General features: G+C 66.9%; 18 protein-coding genes and 1 pseudogene. 9 read left to right on the top strand and 10 right to left on the bottom strand.

Annotation, left to right across the window (positions count from 1 at the left end):
* The 6 genes from ACIG5A_RS39405 (at position 1) to ACIG5A_RS39380 (ending at position 8,176) form a co-directional block, all read left to right on the top strand.
* Positions 1-3,954 carry a DNA-directed RNA polymerase subunit beta' gene (locus tag ACIG5A_RS39405; protein WP_397249853.1) on the top strand — a complete coding sequence of 1,318 codons (3,954 nt, stop codon included), beginning with the start codon at positions 1-3 and terminating at the stop codon, positions 3,952-3,954.
* A 192-nt stretch (positions 3,955-4,146) separates the two neighbouring features.
* The gene (locus tag ACIG5A_RS39400; RefSeq protein ID WP_397249851.1) at positions 4,147-4,374 is read left to right on the top strand and encodes a hypothetical protein; all 228 of its coding nucleotides are present in this window, start codon (positions 4,147-4,149) and stop codon (positions 4,372-4,374) included.
* Between the two features lie 454 nt (positions 4,375-4,828).
* Entirely contained in the window at positions 4,829-5,860 is a 1,032-nt protein-coding gene (locus ACIG5A_RS39395; protein WP_397249849.1) for an alpha/beta fold hydrolase, read from the top strand.
* 94 nt (positions 5,861-5,954) lie between these two features.
* Positions 5,955-7,019 (top strand): glycerophosphodiester phosphodiesterase family protein, encoded by a 1,065-nt coding sequence (locus tag ACIG5A_RS39390; protein ID WP_397249847.1) that lies wholly within the window; start codon positions 5,955-5,957, stop codon positions 7,017-7,019.
* Positions 7,020-7,109: 90 nt separating this feature from the next.
* A complete protein-coding gene (locus ACIG5A_RS39385) occupies positions 7,110-7,616 on the top strand; it encodes a CD225/dispanin family protein (RefSeq protein ID WP_397249844.1) in 507 nt (168 codons plus the stop codon).
* Between the two features lie 89 nt (positions 7,617-7,705).
* The gene (locus tag ACIG5A_RS39380) at positions 7,706-8,176 is read left to right on the top strand and encodes a PaaI family thioesterase (protein ID WP_397249842.1); all 471 of its coding nucleotides are present in this window, start codon (positions 7,706-7,708) and stop codon (positions 8,174-8,176) included.
* 23 nt (positions 8,177-8,199) lie between these two features.
* Here ACIG5A_RS39380 and ACIG5A_RS39375 read toward each other — a convergent pair whose 3' ends face one another.
* The gene (locus tag ACIG5A_RS39375; RefSeq protein ID WP_397249840.1) at positions 8,200-9,210 is read right to left on the bottom strand and encodes an aldo/keto reductase; all 1,011 of its coding nucleotides are present in this window, start codon (positions 9,208-9,210) and stop codon (positions 8,200-8,202) included.
* 100 nt (positions 9,211-9,310) lie between these two features.
* Between ACIG5A_RS39375 and ACIG5A_RS39370 the strand changes: the two genes are divergently transcribed.
* Positions 9,311-10,168 (top strand): helix-turn-helix transcriptional regulator, encoded by an 858-nt coding sequence (locus ACIG5A_RS39370; protein ID WP_397249838.1) that lies wholly within the window; start codon positions 9,311-9,313, stop codon positions 10,166-10,168.
* Here the strand turns inward: ACIG5A_RS39370 and ACIG5A_RS39365 are convergent, their stop codons facing one another.
* The 3 genes from ACIG5A_RS39365 to ACIG5A_RS39355 all read right to left on the bottom strand — a co-directional run bounded on the left by ACIG5A_RS39365 (position 10,169) and on the right by ACIG5A_RS39355 (position 13,395).
* Entirely contained in the window at positions 10,169-10,816 is a 648-nt protein-coding gene (locus ACIG5A_RS39365) for a hypothetical protein (protein WP_397249836.1), read from the bottom strand. It lies immediately after the preceding gene.
* A 144-nt stretch (positions 10,817-10,960) separates the two neighbouring features.
* On the bottom strand, positions 10,961-12,181 hold the full coding sequence (locus ACIG5A_RS39360; protein ID WP_397249834.1) for an FAD-dependent oxidoreductase: 1,221 nt from the start codon (positions 12,179-12,181) through the stop codon (positions 10,961-10,963).
* A 275-nt stretch (positions 12,182-12,456) separates the two neighbouring features.
* Positions 12,457-13,395 (bottom strand): NADP-dependent oxidoreductase, encoded by a 939-nt coding sequence (locus ACIG5A_RS39355; protein WP_397249832.1) that lies wholly within the window; start codon positions 13,393-13,395, stop codon positions 12,457-12,459.
* 108 nt (positions 13,396-13,503) lie between these two features.
* On the opposite strand from ACIG5A_RS39355, the gene ACIG5A_RS39350 reads away from it, so the two are divergent.
* A complete protein-coding gene (locus ACIG5A_RS39350; RefSeq protein ID WP_397249830.1) occupies positions 13,504-14,481 on the top strand; it encodes a GlxA family transcriptional regulator in 978 nt (325 codons plus the stop codon).
* A gap of 113 nt (positions 14,482-14,594) precedes the next feature.
* Here ACIG5A_RS39350 and ACIG5A_RS39345 read toward each other — a convergent pair whose 3' ends face one another.
* From ACIG5A_RS39345 to ACIG5A_RS39330, 4 genes and pseudogenes are all read right to left on the bottom strand, one after another.
* On the bottom strand, positions 14,595-15,584 hold the full coding sequence (locus tag ACIG5A_RS39345; RefSeq protein ID WP_397249828.1) for a pirin family protein: 990 nt from the start codon (positions 15,582-15,584) through the stop codon (positions 14,595-14,597).
* Positions 15,581-15,892 carry a GNAT family N-acetyltransferase gene (locus ACIG5A_RS39340; RefSeq protein ID WP_397250321.1) on the bottom strand — a complete coding sequence of 104 codons (312 nt, stop codon included), beginning with the start codon at positions 15,890-15,892 and terminating at the stop codon, positions 15,581-15,583. Before ACIG5A_RS39340 ends, ACIG5A_RS39345 begins: the two co-directional genes overlap by 4 nt.
* Positions 15,893-15,904: 12 nt before the next feature.
* Positions 15,905-16,372, bottom strand: a pseudogene (locus ACIG5A_RS39335) (carboxymuconolactone decarboxylase family protein); the annotation flags it as partial.
* Between the two features lie 3 nt (positions 16,373-16,375).
* Positions 16,376-16,669, bottom strand: coding sequence for a putative quinol monooxygenase (locus ACIG5A_RS39330; RefSeq protein ID WP_397249826.1), 294 nt, complete (start codon positions 16,667-16,669; stop codon positions 16,376-16,378).
* A 143-nt stretch (positions 16,670-16,812) separates the two neighbouring features.
* Here ACIG5A_RS39330 and ACIG5A_RS39325 point away from each other — a divergent pair, with 143 nt between their 5' ends.
* Positions 16,813-16,983: a hypothetical protein gene (locus ACIG5A_RS39325; protein WP_397250362.1), complete on the top strand. Its 171-nt coding sequence runs from the start codon at positions 16,813-16,815 to the stop codon at positions 16,981-16,983.
* A 45-nt stretch (positions 16,984-17,028) separates the two neighbouring features.
* Here the strand turns inward: ACIG5A_RS39325 and ACIG5A_RS39320 are convergent, their stop codons facing one another.
* Together ACIG5A_RS39320 and ACIG5A_RS39315 are read right to left on the bottom strand one after the other, a co-directional pair.
* Positions 17,029-18,036, bottom strand: a complete 1,008-nt coding sequence (locus ACIG5A_RS39320; protein ID WP_397249824.1) for an aldo/keto reductase — start codon at positions 18,034-18,036, stop codon at positions 17,029-17,031.
* Positions 18,033-18,506, bottom strand: a complete 474-nt coding sequence (locus ACIG5A_RS39315) for a MerR family transcriptional regulator (RefSeq protein WP_397249822.1) — start codon at positions 18,504-18,506, stop codon at positions 18,033-18,035. Before ACIG5A_RS39315 ends, ACIG5A_RS39320 begins: the two co-directional genes overlap by 4 nt.
* Between the last annotated feature and the right edge of the window lie 42 nt (positions 18,507-18,548).

Raw genomic sequence — 18,548 nt, 5'->3', positions numbered from 1 at the left:
GTGCTAGACGTCAACTTCTTCGATGAACTCCGGATCGGCCTTGCCACCGCCGACGACATCCGCCAGTGGTCCTTCGGCGAGGTGAAGAAGCCGGAGACCATCAACTACCGCACGCTCAAGCCGGAGAAGGACGGCCTGTTCTGCGAGAAGATCTTCGGTCCCACCCGGGACTGGGAGTGCTACTGCGGTAAGTACAAGCGTGTCCGCTTCAAGGGCATCATCTGTGAGCGCTGTGGCGTCGAGGTGACTCGCGCCAAGGTGCGTCGTGAGCGGATGGGCCACATCGAGCTGGCCGCTCCGGTTACCCACATCTGGTACTTCAAGGGCGTGCCTTCGCGCCTCGGGTACCTGCTCGACCTGGCGCCGAAGGATCTGGAAAAGATCATCTACTTCGCCGCCTACGTCATCGTCGGTGTCGACGAGGAGCTGCGCCACAACGAGCTCAGCACCCTCGAGGCCGAGATGGAGGTCGAGAAGAAGGCGGTCGCCGACCAGCGCGACGCCGACCTGGAGTCCCGCGCCCAGAAGCTCGAGGCCGACCTGGCCGAGCTCGAGGCCGAGGGTGCCAAGTCCGACGTGCGCCGCAAGGTCAAGGACGGCGGCGAGCGCGAAATGCGTCAGCTGCGCGACCGGGCCCAGCGCGAACTGGATCGTCTCGACGAGATCTGGACCACCTTCACCAAGCTGTCGGTCAAGCAGCTCATCGTCGATGAGGTGCTCTACCGCGAGCTGATCGACCGCTACGGCGAGTACTTCACCGGCGCCATGGGTGCGGAGTCCATCCAGAAGCTGATGGAGAACTTCGACATCGACGCCGAGGCCGAGAACCTGCGCGAGACCATTCGCTCGGGCAAGGGCCAGAAGAAGCTGCGCGCGCTCAAGCGGCTCAAGGTCGTCGCGGCCTTCCAGGCCAACGGCAACTCGCCCATGGGCATGGTGCTCGACGCCGTTCCGGTGATCCCGCCGGAGCTGCGCCCGATGGTTCAGCTCGACGGTGGCCGCTTCGCCACCTCCGACCTGAACGACCTGTACCGCCGCGTGATCAACCGCAACAACCGCCTCAAGCGACTGATCGATCTCGGTGCGCCCGAGATCATCGTCAACAACGAGAAGCGGATGCTGCAGGAGTCCGTCGACGCGCTGTTCGACAACGGCCGCCGCGGCCGCCCGGTCACCGGACCGGGTAACCGCCCGCTGAAGTCCCTGAGCGATCTGCTCAAGGGCAAGCAGGGTCGTTTCCGGCAGAACCTGCTCGGTAAGCGTGTCGACTACTCCGGCCGTTCGGTCATCGTCGTCGGTCCGCAGCTGAAGCTGCATCAGTGTGGTCTGCCCAAGCTGATGGCGCTCGAGCTGTTCAAGCCGTTCGTGATGAAGCGCCTGGTCGACCTGAACCACGCGCAGAACATCAAGTCCGCCAAGCGGATGGTCGAGCGTCAGCGTCCCCAGGTGTGGGATGTCCTCGAAGAGGTCATCGCCGAGCACCCGGTGCTGCTGAACCGCGCGCCCACCCTGCACCGCCTCGGCATCCAGGCGTTCGAGCCGCAGCTCGTCGAGGGTAAGGCGATCCAGCTGCACCCGCTCGTCTGTGAAGCGTTCAACGCCGACTTCGACGGTGACCAGATGGCCGTGCACCTTCCGCTGTCCGCGGAGGCGCAGGCCGAGGCCCGCATCCTGATGCTGTCCTCGAACAACATCCTGTCGCCCGCCTCGGGTCGTCCGCTCGCGATGCCGCGTCTGGACATGGTGACCGGCCTGTACTACCTGACCCGCCTCGCAGAGGGCGCGAAGGGCGAGTACCGGGCGGCCACAAAGGATTCCGCCGAATTCGGCGTGTACTCCTCGCCCGCCGAGGCGCAGATGGCGGTCGACCGTGATGAGCTGACCGTACGTTCGCTCATCCGGGTGCGGCTCACCCATCAGCGTCCGCCCCGCGAGATCGAGGCGGAGCTGTTCCCGGAGGGCTGGCAGCGCGGTGACGCGTGGATCGCCGAAACCACTCTGGGCCGTGTGCTCTTCAACGAGCTGCTGCCCGCGGACTACGCGTTCATCAACGAGCAGATGCCGAAGAAGCGTCAGGCGACGATCATCAATGATCTGGCCGAGCGCTACCCGATGATCGTGGTCGCGCAGACCGTCGACAAGCTGAAGGACGCGGGCTTCTACTGGGCCACCCGCTCCGGTGTCACCGTCTCCATGTCGGACGTTCTCGTTCCGCCGGAGAAGGCCGAGATCATGGAGCGCTACGAGGCGCAGGCCGATCAGATCGAGAAGAAGTACCAGCGTGGTGCGCTCGATCACCAGGAGCGCAACAACGCCCTGGTCAAGATCTGGCAGGAAGCGACCGAAGAGGTCGGTACCGCGCTGCGGGCGCACTACCCGCCGGACAACCCGATCATCACGATCGTCGAGTCGGGCGCGACCGGTAACTTCACCCAGACTCGTACCCTCGCCGGTATGAAGGGCCTGGTTACCAACCCGAAGGGTGAGTTCATCCCGCGGCCGATCAAGTCCTCGTTCCGTGAGGGCCTGACCGTTCTCGAGTACTTCATCAACACCCACGGTGCCCGTAAGGGTCTGGCCGACACCGCGCTTCGTACCGCCGACTCGGGTTACCTGACCCGTCGTCTGGTGGACGTCTCGCAGGACGTCATCGTGCGCGAGCACGACTGTGGCACCGAGCGCGGCATCGTGGTGCCGATCGCGGAGAAGCAGCTCGATGGTTCGCTCATCCGGGACGCGCACGTGGAAACCTCCACCTACGCACGGACGCTGGCCACCGATGCGCTGGACGCCAAGGGCAATGTCGTCGTGGCGAAGGGCGCCGACCTCGGCGACCCGGCCCTCGAGGCGCTGCTCGACGCGGGCATCACCGAGGTGAAGGTCCGCTCCGTGCTGACCTGCACCACCGGCACCGGCGTGTGCGCGACCTGCTACGGCCGCTCCATGGCGACCGGCAAGCTGGTCGACATCGGTGAGGCCGTCGGTATTGTCGCCGCGCAGTCCATCGGTGAGCCGGGTACCCAGCTGACCATGCGTACCTTCCACCAGGGTGGTGTCGCGGGTGACGACATCACCGGCGGTCTGCCCCGCGTGCAGGAGCTCTTCGAGGCTCGTGTGCCCAAGGGCAAGGCGCCGATCGCCGAGGTCTCCGGCCGCGTGCGGATGGAAGACGACGATCGCTTCTACAAGATCACCATCATCCCGGATGACGGTGGCGAAGAGGTTGTCTACGACAAGCTCTCGAAGCGTCAGCGGCTGCGTGTGTTCAAGCACGACGACGGCACCGAGCGCCTGCTCGCCGATGGCGATCACGTCGAGGTCGGCCAGCAGCTGCTGGAAGGCGCGGCGGATCCGCACGAGGTGCTGCGCGTGATGGGCCCCCGTCAGGTGCAGGTCCACCTGGTCCACGAGGTCCAGGAGGTCTACCGCTCGCAGGGTGTGTCGATCCACGACAAGCACATCGAGGTCATCGTGCGCCAGATGCTGCGTCGCGTGACGATCATCGATTCGGGTGCGACGGAGTTCCTGCCCGGCTCGCTCACCGAGCGTGCCGAGTTCGAAGCCGCCAACCGCCGCGTGGTCGCCGAGGGTGGCGAGCCCGCGTCGGGTCGCCCGGTGCTGATGGGTATCACCAAGGCGTCGCTGGCCACCGATTCGTGGCTGTCGGCGGCGTCCTTCCAGGAGACCACCCGAGTCCTGACCGATGCGGCGATCAACTGCCGCTCGGACAAGCTCATCGGCCTCAAGGAGAACGTGATCATCGGTAAGCTGATCCCGGCCGGTACCGGTATCAACCGCTACCGCAACATCCAGGTGCAGCCGACCGAAGAAGCCCGTGCCGCCGCGTACGCGGTGCCGTCCTACGACGACACCTACTACAGCCCGGACAGCTTCGGCCAGACCACCGGTGCCGCGGTTCCGCTGGACGACTACGGTTTCAGCGACTACCGCTGATCTGTAGGTAGGCAATAACATCCGGCCCCCGTTCCACCTCGGAACGGGGGCCGTTTGCGTATCCGAGCTCGAACGGGCCCACCGCTCGAGCATCGTCGTCAGTCCCTGCCGTCACGGCCTATCGTGCGTATGATCGCCTATCATGGGGCAATGTCCTCTGTGAGCCCTCTACCATCCGGTGACCCACACCGTGTGATCACGGGTCCCGACGGTGAGGTCGAGGTCATTGTCTCTTTGCGGGAGTACCAGCAGCTCAAGGCGGCCCGAGAGGAGCTGCGTCGGCTCCGTGAGCCGCGCGGCCGCGACCACATCGCCGCGCAACTTCGCGAGGGTATGGCGTACTACGCCACCAAGCCCGAGGCTTTCCGCACTTTGACTCGTGAAGACTTGCAGCAAGAAGACATATTTGATCGGCCGTAGGGTTCTCATCGAGGTCAACCCACGGGCCGAGCAGCAATCTATGAACTCCCCGAGCTGCTTCGCATCAAAGTCCGGCTCGCGCTACTCGACCTGCTCGACGATCCATTGCCCCTCGCGAAGGGCGCCATCCCATTTCGGGCCGGAGGTGACGAGATCCCTGACGCCTACGAGTGGGATCTCGGTGGCGTAACCATCTTCTACAATCTCATCGAAACCGGCCCGCTACTGATTCAAGTGATAGTGCAGGTCATCGTGGTTGACGCGCTCTAGGAGCGGGGCACGCCGATCGCTGGAGCGTGGACGGCGGTGGGGATATGGCAGGGATCCGTGCGAAACCTGCTTCCATGGGCAATACTTCCTGGCACAATATTTTCGTTTGAAGGTGTTCGGGTGTCGGTGGTGCGCAGGCCGGGGTGCCCGGATGCTGTTCCACTGTTGGAAAGCAGGTTGTTTCATGACCGAGCACCAGGTCTTCGATCTCGGTGATTTCACCACTCAGCACGGCGCCACACTGCGCGGGGCCTTCTTGGCCTACACCACCTATGGTGAGCTCAATGCCGACAAGAGCAATGCCGTTGTCTATCCGACCTGGTATTCCGGGCGGCACTGGGACAACGAGTGGCTCATCGGACCGGGGATGGCGCTGGATCCGGCCGAGTACTTCATCATCGTGCCGAATATGCTCGGCAACGGACTGTCCAGCTCACCCAGTAATACGCCGCAGCCCTACGACCGGGCGCGGTTCCCGCACATCACGGTCTACGACCAGGTGGCCGCGCAATATCGGCTGGTGACAGAGCAATTCGGGATCGAGCGGCTCGCGCTGGTGACCGGATGGTCGATGGGCGCGGGGCAGACCTACCAGTGGGCGGTGAGCTATCCGGAGATGGTCGAGCGGATCGCCCCGTTCTGTGGTTCGGCGCGAACGAGCCTGCACAACAAAGTCTTTCTGGAGGGTGTGAAGTCGGCGCTCACCGCCGACGCGGTCTTCGCGGGCGGCTGGTACGGCGACGTGTGGCCGACCACCGGATTGCGCGCGCTGGCAAGGGTTTACGCCGGTTGGGGTTTCTCGCAGGCCTTCTACTGGGAGAAGGAGTACGAGAAGCTCGGCTACACCTCGCTGGAGGACTTCCTCATCGGCTTCTGGGAAGGCTTCTTCCTCGACAACCGCGACCCGAACAACCTGCTCGCCATGCTCTGGACCTGGCAGAACGGGGACGTCGGGCGGACACCGGGTTTCGACGGTGACACCGAAGCCGCGCTGGCCTCGATCAAGGCCACCGCCCTGGTCATGCCCGCCGTCAAGGACCTGTATTTCCCGCCGGAAGACGAGGAATGGGCCGTCGGCCACATCCCGAATGCCGAACTGCGCGTAATCCCGGGAATCTGGGGCCATTTCGCCGGGCATGGCAGCAACCCCGAAGACACCCGCTTCATCGACACCGCCCTGCGCGACCTGCTCGCCAAGCCGGGCGGTCTCGCCTGATCGCACGCGAATCGCCGTCTTCGCAAGCATGATTCGCACCGGCGAAGGCGGCGGCTCGCGCGCGGAACCCGTGCGGATGGGGGACGATGGATGGGTGCGTCGAGCGTTCGCGGCAGGAATCGTCGGATTGCTTGCGGCCGGGTGGGTGACCAGCGCCGTGGCCGGAGCGAGGGAACCGGGGCGCGCGTTCGACCTGCAGGCCCATCGCGGCGGCATCGCGCTGGTAGTGGAGAACACCTTGGCGGCGTTCGCCAATGCGCTCGAACTCGGGGTGAGCACGCTCGAGCTGGATGTGCAGATCACCGCCGACGGTTACGCGGTGGTCACCCACGATCGCGATCCGAGCCCGCAGAAATGCGTGGACACCGTTCCCGCGTTTCCGGGTGACCCGCAGTTTCCGTATGTTCCTGGCACGAAATACATCCGGGACCTGACGCTCGCACAGGTGCGCACGATCGACTGCGGCACACTGCGATCGGCGGATTTTCCGGAACAGCGCACGGTGCCGGGGCAGCGAATGCCGTTGCTGGCCGAGGTTTTCGACCTGCTGACCGCCTATCACGCCGACCAGGTGAAGCTGAATATCGAGACCAAGGTGGAGGCGGGCGCACCGGAGCAGACCGCGCCGAGGGAGCAGTTTGTCCAGGTGGTCGCGGCGGAGGTGCGGCGGGCGCATCGGCAAAGTCAGGTCACCATCCAGAGTTTCGACTGGGGTGCACTGATGCGGATGCGTGCGGTGGCGCCCGAATTGCCGATCGTCGCGCTGACCAACGGGCAGCAGTTCCTCCAGGCGGGCCAGCCGGGTGCGTCGCCGTGGCTCGGCGGACTCGACATCGACGATTTCCCCGGCTCACTGCAGGAGAAGTACGTGGCAGCGGCGGCCTCCATCGGCGCGGACGCGGTGTCCCCGGTGCACGGTGACCCGCAGAACGGCCACGTCGACGACCCCGGCTACCAGGCCTTTACGACCGCCGAGTTGGTTACGGCCGCGCACCGGAACGGAATGCTCGTCATACCGTGGACCGTCGACGACCGAGCGACCATGACGTCGCTGCTCGACCTCGGCGTCGACGGCATGATCACCAATCGGCCGGATCTGCTGCGCACGATTCTCGAGGAGTACGGCTATGAGCTGCCTCGGACCTATCGGCGGGAATGACACGATTCCGGTGGTAGTCGTGGTGGATTCGTTCGACGGGTAAGTTCCTCGGCGGAGGGCGCTCGGGCGTCCTCCGGGAGGAGAGTTTCGATGACATCGGGGGATTCGCCCGACTGGCTCGCCAAATCGGGTGACGCACGGGCCGCGGGCCCTCAGGATCAGCCGAATGGTGTTCCGGCCTATGGGAATCCGCACGGCTATCAGGATCAGCCGAGCGGCGGCCAGCCACTTCAGAATCCATACGGTTATCCGTACAGTCCTTACCCGCCGCAGGGCTATGGATATGTTCCGTACGCACCGTACGGGCCGCCGCTTGATCCGGCCGCCATGCCGCCCAAGTACCTGGCGTGGTCGATCATCGTGACGGTGATCGGCGCCATCGGCTGCACATTCGGTTTGGCTTTCGGCATCGTCGCGATCGTCTACGGCAATCAGGTGTCGAGCAAATGGCAGATGGGCGATGCCTATGGGGCGGAGGCCGCCTCGAAGAAGGCGAAGATGTGGGCGATCGCGGCCACGGTGTGCGACGGTTTGATCGCGGTGTTCGTCGTGGTCATGCTGATCGTCTCCGCCATCAACCCGTCGGCCTTCGACTAGCTCACCGAAACTCCCGCTCGGTGGACAACGTTCGCGTGCCTCGGGTATGAAAATAGAACACGTTTCAGTTCGGTAGTGCGGGAGATGCGATGGACAACGCCACCATGGGCGAGTTGGTGATGGCCGGTTTTCAGAAGCTGGGGTTCATCCAGTACACCGGCATCGAGGGGGTCGAATTCCGCGCGGGCTACAACCTGGTGCGGATCGCGCCGCGGCCCGAACATCTCAACCACAACGGCGACCTGCACGCCGCTGTGTTGTTCGGGCTCGCGGAAACCGCGGCCATGGGCACCTCGATCTCCGGCATCGTCGACCTGATGGCCGAGACGTTCATCGTGGCCAAGGACGGGCGCATCGAATATCGCGCACGGGCCAAGGGGACGGCCGGGCCCTTCCTGGCCACCTCCGAACTGTCCGCCGACACCATCGACCGGGTGCGCGCCGATATCGCGGCGCGCACCCCGATCGAGCTGGAGGTGCCGGTGCGCATCACCGACAGCGCGGAAAAGCTGGTCGCCACCGCGGCATTCACCGCGGTGATGCGACCACGCCGCGCCTGAATCGGTGCCGCGCCCGAACCAGCTCAGTGCTCGCTGTCGAGATGCGCCATCTGGGCCGCGGCGTAGCGGTCGCCCGCGACCTGATCGGCCGGTACCGCGGCCTCGATGGTGCTCAGCTCGTCGGCGGTGAGCTGGATATCCAGTGCGCCGACGGTTTCCGTCCAGCGCGCGCGGCGGCGGGCGCCGATGACCGGGACGATGTCCTCGCCGCGGGTCAGCGCCCAGGCGATGGCGAGTTGCGCGACCGAAACATCCTTGCTCGCAGCGATTTCGGCGAGCGCCTCCACCAGTTGCAGGTTCTTACTGAGGTTTTCACCCTGGAAGCGCGGGCTGTGCGCGCGGAAATCGTTCGGCGCGAACGTCGCACCGCCGCGCACGGTATCGCTGAGCAGGCCGCGCGAGAGCACGCCGTATGCGGTGATGCCGATGCCGAGCTCACGGGTGACGGGCAGGATGTTGGCCTCGATCCCGCGCGAGATCAGCGAGTATTCGATCTGCAGATCCGCGATCGGATGCACCGCGGCCGCCCGCCGGATGGTGTCCGCGCCGACCTCGGACAGGCCGATGTGGCGGATGTAGCCCGCCTCGACGAGTTCGGCCATCGCACCGATGGTGTCCTCGATCGGCACCGACGGGTCGAGCCGGGCCGGGCGGTAGATGTCGAGGTAGTCGACGCCGAGCCGCTGCAGCGAGTAGGTGAGGAAGTTGCGCAGCGCCTCGGGGCGGTTGTCGACGCCGCCCCAGGTGCCGCCGGGGCCGCGTAGCGCGCCGAACTTCACGCTGAGCACCACGTCCTCGCGCGCCCGCTCGGCGATGGCCTTGCCGATCAGTAGCTCGTTGTGGCCCGCGCCGTAGAAATCGCCGGTGTCGATCAGGTTGACGCCGGAGTCGATCGCCGCGTGGATGGTCGCGGTCGATTCGGCGTCGTCGGCGGCGCCGTACATGCCGGACATACCCATCGCGCCGAGCCCGATGCGGCTGACGGTGGGGCCGGTCTTGCCGAGTTGCACTGTGGTGATCTTCGCACTGGTCATGGCACCAGCCTGACCCTGTCGAACCGGGTGCGGGAGAGATCCTTTATCGGGGGATCGGCGATCCCTGGCTTACCGCGGCACCGTGCGGGACAGTGGTGACATGGACCGTACGGAACTGGCCGATTTCCTGCGTCGCAGGCGCGAACAGCTGACGCCCGCCGACGTCGGGATTGCCCCCGGTGTGCGCAGGCGCACGCCGGGCCTGCGCCGCGACGAGGTCGCGCTGCTGGCCGGCATGTCCACCGACTACTACACCCGGCTGGAGCAGTCGCGCGGTCCGCGCCCGTCCGTGCAGGTGCTCGCCGCGCTGGCCCGCGCGCTGCGCTTCAGCAGCGACGAACGCGACCACCTGTACCACCTGGTCGGGCATCCGGCGCCCGGCCGGGATCATCCCGACAAGCACGTCGGGCCCGGTCTGCTGCACCTGCTGGCGAAACTGGACGACACACCCGCCACCGTCATCACCGATCTCGGCGAGGTGCTCGTCCAGAATCGGATGCACACCCTCCTGGTCGGCGACCATGCGAACCGGCGCGGCCTCGACCGGTTCTATGCGTGGCGCTGGTTCAACGATCCACAGGCGCGTGAGATCTTCCCCGTCGAGGACTGGGATCGCTTGGGCCGCAAGCACGTCGCCGACCTGCGCGCGACGGCCGCGCGCCGATCCGGCGACGCGGACGTCACCGGCTTCATCGCCGAGATCCGGGCCGCCAGCCCGGAATTCGAGGCGCTGTGGAACGAGCACGAAGTGGCGGTGCGGGTTTCGGATGCCAAGCGGATCATCCATCCCGAGGTCGGTGTGGTCGACACGATCTGTGAAGTCCTGGTCACCCCGAACTCCGCACAGCACCTGCTCGTCTACCTGCCGCGCCCCGGTACGGACGCGGCGGAGAAGCTGGATCTGTTGCGCGTCATCGGAACTCAGCGCCTGGCCGCCGCGGACGTCACGCCGTCCTGATCAAGGCATGGTGTCGAAGTAGTCCACCGCCGCCTCGACGGCGGGCTGACCGCCGCCGACCGCGAGGCCGACGAACGCGCCGAGCGCCGTGCCGATGACCGTCGTGATCGGGATCGTGATGAAGTCGACGACGAACAGCCCGAGCGGGAAGCCGAGCAGGAAGCCGATCGCGCCGCCGATGCCGGCGCCCGCCAGAATGGTCGGCATGGTGCGCTCGACCTGCGTGAAGAAGCGTTCCTCCGCGCTGACGTCGCGCAGCGGCGCCTCCGCACGTGCCACCGGTTGGACGCTGAGCTGGGTGCCCGTCTCGTCGATGACCGGACTGAGGCCGATGCGCTGACCGCCGATGCGCAGCGCCATCGGGAACGCGGCGACCACCTGGCCTGTCCGGTCGGTCAGCGTGACGATCTTGCCGTCACGTGCGACGTCGAAGCGGCCGTCCTGGATGGTGGTCACCGTGGACCGCCGATCCTCGGATGGCGCGACCTGGTAGGCGATTTCGTGGAACGAGCCGCGTAGCGCGAGCGGGTCGGCGGACGGCGCGGTGGCCGCGGGCGGCGGCGCGGGTTCCGCGTGGGTCACGGTGGTGGTGAAGGCCGTGGCGCACAGGGCCAGCACGGCCGTGGCGGTGATTCGGGAAATCCTCATCCTGCTTCTTTCGTCGCCCCCTGCCGGTGTGCCCGAGACGATACCGTGTCCAAACTGTAATCAAAAGTACTTCGCGCACAATAGATTTGGAGGTATCGGCTATCACCGCAGGTCGACCGCCGCGATCTTGTCAACCCGTGGGAACTACCGTCTGCGCGCGAAGTCCGGTGCGTGTTCCGCGCGCAGGCCGACGCCGCCGAGGTAGGCGGTGAGGCCGGCCAGCGCCGGTATCCGATCGACCAGTCGCAGCGGCGCGGGCACCGCGGTGAGTGTGCCGTCCAATGCCGGTTTCAGCAGCATGTCGTGCTCGCCGCGCTGTGACCGCTGGGTCACCGCCGTCGGCAGCGACCGCCTGCGCTGCACCTTGGCGAGATCGGTCGTCGACACCTGTCCGCGTCGTAGCGGATCCGCCAGTATGCGCGCCGCCGCGACGGCGTCCTGGATCGCGAGGTTCACCCCGACTCCGCCGACCGGCGACATGGTGTGCGCGGCATCGCCGAGACACAGCAGGCCCTCGGTGTACCAGCGGTCGAGGCGGCCCATCGTCACCTCGAGCAGCTTCACGTCGTCCCAGGATCGGATCTCGGCGAGAATGTCTGCGTCCCAACCGAAGAGCGCGCCGAGCTGGTCGCGCAGCCATTGGATGTCCTGTTCACGCAGGCTCGCGTCGGCGCCCTTCGGAATGAGATATGAGGTCTGGTAATAGTCGCCGCGGTCCATCGTCACCGCAGCCCGGCCGCCGCCGAATCTGGCGAACACCTGTCCGTCGTTATGGCGTTGCGCCGGAACGGGTATACGCACCGACCAGACATCCATCGGCACCTCGACCATCGTCTGGCGCAGTCCGGCCGCCGCCCTGGCGGCCGAGTCGCGGCCGTCGCAGGCCAGGACCAGGTCGGCGTGGATCTCACCCTCGGCGCCGTCGGCGGTGCGGTACCTGACGCCGCACACTGCGCCCGAATCCCGAAGCAGCCCGGTCAGTTCCGTGCTCATCCGCACGGTGCAGGTGGGCTCGGCGGTCGCCACGTCGGCGATCATGTCGAGGAAATCCCACTGCGGCACCATCGCGATATAGCGGTGCGGGAAGCGGATTCGGCCGAAATCGGCGGCGACGACGGTCTGGTCGCCGATGTGCATCCGCATCTTGTCCAGCCTGCGCTGCGGTAGCCGGGCGAACCGCTCGCCGAGTCCGAGTTCGTCGAGCAGTCGCAGCGTCGACGGATGGACGGTGTCGCCGCGGAAATCCCTGATGAAGTCGCGGTGCTTCTCCAGCACCGTCACCCGCACCCCGGCCCTGGCCAGCAGTAGCCCGGCCATCATTCCGGCGGGCCCGCCGCCGACGATGCAGCATTGCGTACGTTCCATGACAGTCCCCAACACTCGATATCAACCAAATACATTTACTACTACTCAACGTAGTAGTCGATCTTGGTTCTTGTCGAGTGGTTGGGTGGTAGGCCTGGTCGGATGCGGTGACCGGCGGGATTCGAACCCACGGACAGGGTCGGAGCAGGGGCGCTCGTTGCCCGTCAACCCGCGCACGAGTTATCCCTTCGTGCGCGGGGCGCAATCGGCCGCTCTGCCACGGGCCGCATCCTGACGGGATGGCGCCATCCCGCTGGCTGAATCGTAAAGGCGGACTACACGATCTGGAGAACGATTTTTCCCCGGGTGCGGCCGTTTTCGCCGTAGGCGTGTGCCTTCGCGGCGTCGGTGAGCGGCAGTACGGTGTCGATCGTCGGCCGGAGTTCTCCTGCCGCAACCAGATTCGCGATCGCCAGGAGGCCGTGCCGGTCGGGTTCGACCACGGTCCAGCCGGTGTGGATATCGCCCGACTGGTCGGCCGGGGGCACGTCGTCCGGCGTAGGCAGCGTCACCAGGTGACCGCCGGGCCGGAGCACGCGCAGGGAGCGGGTGCCGTAGTCGCCGCCGATCCCGTCGAGCACGATGTCGACATCGCCCACCGCTTCGCTGAAATCGGTGGTGGTGTAGTCGATTACCTCGTCGGCGCCGAGGCCGCGCAGGAATTCGTGGTTGTCCGCGCGCGCCGTCCCGATGACGTACGCGCCGTGCGCCTTCGCGATCTGCACCGCGAGATGGCCGACGCCGCCCGCCGCGGCATGGATCAGCACCCGTTGCCCCGCTTGCAGTTTCGCGGTGTCGACGAGCCCCTGCCACGCGGTGAGCGCGGCCAGCGGCAGCGCGGCCGCCTCGATATGCGAGATCTCGGCGGGCTTGCCGACGAACTGCCGCGCGGGCGCGGCGACGAATTCGGCGTACCCGCCCGCCTGGCCGGGGAAGTGCGGCATGCCGAAGACCTCGTCGCCCGGCTGGAACAGCGTCACGCCCGGCCCGACCGCCTCGACGGTGCCGGAGACGTCCCAGCCGATGATAGGTGTCTCGGCCCACGCGATCAGACCGCCGCTGTTCCGGGTCTTCCAGTCGACCGGGTTGACTCCTGCCGCATGCACCCGCACCAGGATCTCGGTGACGCCGGGCTCCGGCCGCTCGATCCGGTCGGGCGTCAGCACCTCGGGGCCGCCCCATTCGGGGACGGTGACGGCGAGCATGGTGGTCATCTATCGGTCCTTTCCGGTCGTCGCTCACTGGCTGAGCGATGACCAGATTGCCCCGCGACGACCGCTCGTGGTGCTGGCCGGATGGCCAATATGTGACAGAATCCGGCCATGGCCCTCGTTCCGCATCGTGTCGTGCTGCTCGCGCTCGACCACGTCCCGCTGTTCGAACTCGGCATCCCGTCGCGGGTGTTCGGACAGGCCCTCGACGAGAACGGGGCGCCGCTGTACGACGTGACGGTGTGCTCGGTGGATGGCGGGCCCGTACTCAGCGACGAGGGCATTCCGCTCGCCGTCGCGCACGGTCCCGAGGCGCTGGCGCACGCGGATACGGTGATCATCCCGCCCGCCGAGGACCTCGGCGACCTGCACTTCGGCGGTCCGCTGCCGGATCGGCTCGCCGCCGCGCTCGCCATGATCCGGCCGGGCGCCCGGCTGGTCTCGATCTGCACCGGCAGCTATGTGCTCGCCGCCGCGGGCATGCTCGACGACCGACCGGCGACCACGCACTGGGAGCGCGCCGAGGAGTTCCGCCGCGCCTACCCCCGGGTCCGAGTGAACGAGGACGTGCTCTTCGTGGACAACGGCGACGTGCTCACCTCCGCGGGAACCGCCGCGGGCGTGGATCTTTGCCTGTATCTGGTGCGCCGCGATCACGGCACCGCGATCGCCAACCATGTCGCTCGCCAGTGCGTGGTCCCGCCGTGGCGAGATGGCGGCCAAGCGCAGTTCATCGAACGCCCTGTCCCCGAGCCCACCGCGGCCTCCACGGCCGCGACCAGGGCTTGGCTGCTCGATCGGCTGACCGAGCTGACCTCGCTGGAGGAGATGGCCGCGCACGCCAAGATGAGCGTTCGCACCTTCACCAGGAAGTTCCGCGACGAGGTCGGCGATACGCCGGGGCGCTGGATCACCGCCCAGCGCCTGGAGCGCGCCCGCGATCTGCTGGAGAACAGCGATCTGAGCATCGACCTCGTCGCGCACCGCGCGGGGTTCGGCACCGCCAATTCGCTGCGCCAGCACATGCGTTCGGTGCTCGGCACCTCACCGAACAACTACCGCAGGACATTTCGCGGATCAGTGGTCTGAGTTCGCCAGGTACCGCTGCCCGAGGCGCTGTCTCGTCCGCTGCCACAGCACAGGACTCGCGGCGTCCGTAGATAACCTGCTGCGGCTCAGCGAGACCGGGCCGCGGGCTGCAATCAGCTGTGTGCTGTGCCCATCCGGCGTTTGCGCGGTTTGAGGTGCAGAGCGGGCAGCGGTGGTGCCGGGATGCGCTGATCGGGGGTGTGGCCCGCGATATCCGGGAACCGGTCGAGATCGTGGTTCTCCCAATCGTTTCGGGCCGCGACGATCTCCTCGTGGCTGCGCGCCACGAAGTTCCACCACATCACGAGTTCCTCGCCGAACGGCTCGCCGCCGATCAGCGCGAAATGCGCACCGGTCGAGCTGCCCAGGCGCAACTCGTCGCGCTCGGTGCCGAGGTACAGCAGTGGTCCGGGGGTGAGTTCGGTTCCGGCGACGGCCAGATCGCCCTCGATCACCATCACCGCGTGCTCGAAGTCCGGCCGCACCGGCAGCGTGATCTCGGCGCCCGGCTCGATCCGGATGTCCGCGCCGACCAGTGGCGTATAGGCCTCGGCAGGCGAGGTCAGTCCGGCGAGCGAGCCGATCAGGATGATCGCGCGCAGCCCCCGCGTCTGGTAGATCGGCAGCTCGCGGTGCTGTTCGAAATGCGCGTCGATTCCGGTGCTGTTGCCGGGCAAGGCAATCCACAGCTGCAGCCCGTGGCCCGAGTGCACGCCCGCGACCCCGTATTCCGAATGGGCGACGCCGCGCCCCGAGGTCATCAGGTTCAGCTGACCCGGCTCGATCTCGACATCGGAACCGACCGAATCGCGATGGCGGATCCGGCCGTCGAACGGCCAGGTCACCGTCTGCAGGCCGATATGCGGATGCGGGTCGATATCGGGGGATGCGCCGGTCTTGGTGACCGTCGGCGAGCCGAAGTGATCGAAGAAGCACCAGGCGCCGACGGTGGGCAGATCCCGTTGCGGCAGTACGCGTTCCACGAAGACGCCGCGCACCCCGCCGAGCGGCACCTCGCGCGCCGGGTAGAGCTCGGCGACGGGGCCGGGTCCCGGCGCCGGTTCGCAGACCGCGACGTCGGGAACGGCCTCGAGGTCGCTCACCGCTGGATGCCCTTGCCGATGACATGCGCGTCGTACTGCGGGTGCTTGTCCAGGTAGGCCTTGATGAACGGGCACAGCGGGCGGATGACCCGGCCCTTGGCGATCGCATCCTCGATGGCCGCCTTGGCGAGCACACCGCCGAGGCCCTTACCGGAGAAGGCGCCGTCGATCTCGGTGTGGATGAACACCGTCTCGTCCTCGCGCAGCTGGTACTCGGCGAAGCCGGCCAGCTCACCGCCGTAGAACACCTCGTAGCGGTTCTGCCCCGGGTTGTCGGCGACCTTGGACTCGGGGTTCGATTCGCTCATGGCCTTCTCCTTTCGCGCCCGCACCGGGTGCTTGCTCATGATCGACACGCGGTTGAACGCGCCGATCGTGGTCGCCACCCAGACGACGGCCGAGATCTGATCATCCGACAAGTATTTGCGAGCGAAAGCGTACTCACGCTCGATGGCGTCCTCGTCGGGCAGCGCCGTGGTGACCTCGGCGAGCGCGAGCGCGGCCTGCTCCTGGTCCGAATACAGCTCGGCGCGCCGCCACGCGGGCAGCACGGCGATATCGCGTTCGGTGGCGCCCGCGGCGATCGCCGCCCGGTGATGCACGTCGAGGCAGAAGGCGCAGCCGTTGATCTGGGACACCCGCAGGTTGATCAGCTCGATCAGCTTGCGATCCAGGCCCGCCGCCGCGCCCGCGGCGCGGACCGTTCCTGCCACGGCATTCAGCGCGCGGTAGACATCGGGAGTCTGCTTGTCGATCCAGACGCGGGCATCGGTGGCGGGTGACTCCATGGCTCAGCCGATCTCGGTGAACCGGCGGATCTGGAACGGCTCGGCCAGGATCTCCTGGAGCACCGGCACGGCTTCCTTCAGGTACGGGGTCTCGAAGTGGTCGGCCAGCGCCTGCTCGTCGACCCACTCCTCGAGCAGCACCATCCGCGCCTGATCGGTCGGGTGCAGGTACAGCTCGTAGCGGATATTGCCCGCCTCGGTGAGTGTCGGTTCGATCAGGCCCTGCAGCACCTCGCGCAGTGCGGCCTCCTGACCGGGCTTGGCTAGGAAGCGGACGTTGAGGGTCAACGTGGACATCGGTGCTCCTGACTTTCGTGGATGAAATGCCTTGCCTTCAGATTCTTTACACCTGCGTATGAGATGCGTACAGATCGCCCCGTTGATCTCGCGCTGTGCGACGCGGCGGCAGACGATGGAAGGCTCATCGAAGGAGAACTGTCATGGAATTCCGCCACCGCTCCGCGCCCACGTTCGTTGCCGCATGCTGCAGGCGAGCGCAACGGATCTGGGCGCGGCAGGATCTGACACCGCAGGAACGGGCGAACCTCTTGGCGAGCTGGTCGCCGCCCGCGGTCGTCACCGCCTCGCTGGGCGGCCGGACATTCCACTGAGCGCACGGCCCCCGTTCCGGAGACGGGGGCCGGTTCGGTTCCCGGCTACTCGCGGCCGACGGAGGTGAAAGACATATCCGGGTAACGGTTTCCGGCTACCTGGTCGGCGATCGGCTCGAGTGTCGCCAAGTCCTCGGTGGTCAGCTCGATCGTCGCCGCGGCCACATTGTCGTCGAGCCTGGTGCGGCGGCGCGTGCCGGGAATCGGAACAACCGACAGCGCATGGCGTTTCGCCTGTGCGTGCACCCAGGCCAGCGCGACCTGGGCGACCGTGCCGCCGTGCGCCTCGGCGATGGCCTGCAGCGGGGCGAGCAACTCGGCGTTGTGCGCCGCGTTGTCACCGGAGAAGCGCGGTTGGTTGCGCCGGTAGTCGTTGTCCGTCAATTCGGATGCCGAGGACCATGATCCGGTGAGGAAGCCGCGGCCGAGCGGCGAATACGGCACGAATGTCACGCCGAGTTCGGCCGCGACCGGCACCGCGCTGTGCTCGACATCCCTGGAGAACAGCGACCATTCGGACTGCAGCGCCGCGATCGGATGCACCGCGTGCGCCGCCCTGAGCTCGGCGCCGGTCACCTCGGACAGGCCGATCGCCCGAATCTTGCCCTGCGCCACCAGTTCCGCCATGGCGCCGACGGATTCCTCCAGCGGCACCGCGGGATCGCGCCGGTGCATGTAGTACAGGTCGATGGTGTCGATGCCGAGCCTGCGCAGGCTGGCGTCGACCGCCGAGCGGATGTAGGCGGGGGAGTTGTCGATGCCGCGATATGCCGGATCCTCCGCCTTGCGGACGATGGCGAACTTGGTGGCGAGCACCACGCGGTCGCGGTTGGCCCGCACGAACTCGCTCAGGAATTCCTCGTTGTGCCCCGAGCCGTAGGCATCGGCCGTATCGAACAGGGTCACACCGAGTTCCAGCGCCCGGTCCAGCGTCGCCCGCGACTCGGTGAGGTCGGCCGCACCGTAGAACTCGCTCATCCCCATGCAGCCGAGGCCCTGTGTACCGACCCGAATTCCGCTGGCGCCCAGTGTGGTTGTCGGCAGTGTGGTCATGCCCTTTTCCCTTCGCTTCGGTACTGTGTGAGCGCGGCCGGCCGGACCGTCGAGGTCTTGCCCTCGTAGACGGCGATCTTGTAATCCAGCACGGCCACGGTCTGTTGCAGTTCGTCGATCTTGGCCAGCACTTCCGCGCGGGTGTTGCGGAACATGTCGAGGCGCTCGGGGAGCGTGGCGTCCCCGGCCCGCACCAGTTCGGCGTAGCGGACCATGTCCGCCACCGACATCCCGGTGGTGCGCAACCGCCCGATCAGCGACAGCCAGTCCAGGTCGCGATCGCTGAACCGCCGCTTACCGGTGTGATCGCGGCCGATGTAGTTCATCAACCCGATCCGTTCGTACCACCGCAGCGTGTCCCGGCTCAGCCCCGACCGCTCGGCCGCGTCGCCGATCGAATACCGAGGCTGCTCCCACTCCGCGCCCTGCCGTATCGCGTCACCCACCGCTGCACCCTTCTCGTCGAACACCGGAAACGCTATCCACCTGGAGTGCACTCCAAGCAAGCCCCA

It is taken from the genome of Nocardia sp. NPDC052566, from assembly GCF_044547285.1.
Classification (GTDB): Bacteria; Actinomycetota; Actinomycetes; order Mycobacteriales; family Mycobacteriaceae; genus Nocardia.
Note: the sequence above shows the minus strand (reverse complement) of the source record. Positions and strands in the feature narration are given on the sequence as shown.

Bases quoted from the DNA above. Each gene is read 5' to 3' on its own strand.
- ACIG5A_RS39350 (WP_397249830.1), top strand. From the start codon at position 13,504: ATGGCCCTCGTTCCGCATCGTGTCGTGCTGCTCGCGCTCGACCACGTC.
- ACIG5A_RS39370 (WP_397249838.1), top strand. From the start codon at position 9,311: ATGGACCGTACGGAACTGGCCGATTTCCTGCGTCGCAGGCGCGAACAG.
- ACIG5A_RS39325 (WP_397250362.1), top strand. From the start codon at position 16,813: ATGGAATTCCGCCACCGCTCCGCGCCCACGTTCGTTGCCGCATGCTGC.
- ACIG5A_RS39365 (WP_397249836.1), bottom strand. From the start codon at position 10,816: ATGAGGATTTCCCGAATCACCGCCACGGCCGTGCTGGCCCTGTGCGCC.
- ACIG5A_RS39385 (WP_397249844.1), top strand. From the start codon at position 7,110: ATGACATCGGGGGATTCGCCCGACTGGCTCGCCAAATCGGGTGACGCA.
- ACIG5A_RS39360 (WP_397249834.1), bottom strand. From the start codon at position 12,181: ATGGAACGTACGCAATGCTGCATCGTCGGCGGCGGGCCCGCCGGAATG.
- ACIG5A_RS39330 (WP_397249826.1), bottom strand. From the start codon at position 16,669: ATGTCCACGTTGACCCTCAACGTCCGCTTCCTAGCCAAGCCCGGTCAG.
- ACIG5A_RS39340 (WP_397250321.1), bottom strand. From the start codon at position 15,892: ATGAGCGAATCGAACCCCGAGTCCAAGGTCGCCGACAACCCGGGGCAG.
- ACIG5A_RS39320 (WP_397249824.1), bottom strand. From the start codon at position 18,036: ATGACCACACTGCCGACAACCACACTGGGCGCCAGCGGAATTCGGGTC.
- ACIG5A_RS39375 (WP_397249840.1), bottom strand. From the start codon at position 9,210: ATGACCAGTGCGAAGATCACCACAGTGCAACTCGGCAAGACCGGCCCC.
- ACIG5A_RS39395 (WP_397249849.1), top strand. From the start codon at position 4,829: ATGACCGAGCACCAGGTCTTCGATCTCGGTGATTTCACCACTCAGCAC.
- ACIG5A_RS39355 (WP_397249832.1), bottom strand. From the start codon at position 13,395: ATGACCACCATGCTCGCCGTCACCGTCCCCGAATGGGGCGGCCCCGAG.
- ACIG5A_RS39380 (WP_397249842.1), top strand. From the start codon at position 7,706: ATGGACAACGCCACCATGGGCGAGTTGGTGATGGCCGGTTTTCAGAAG.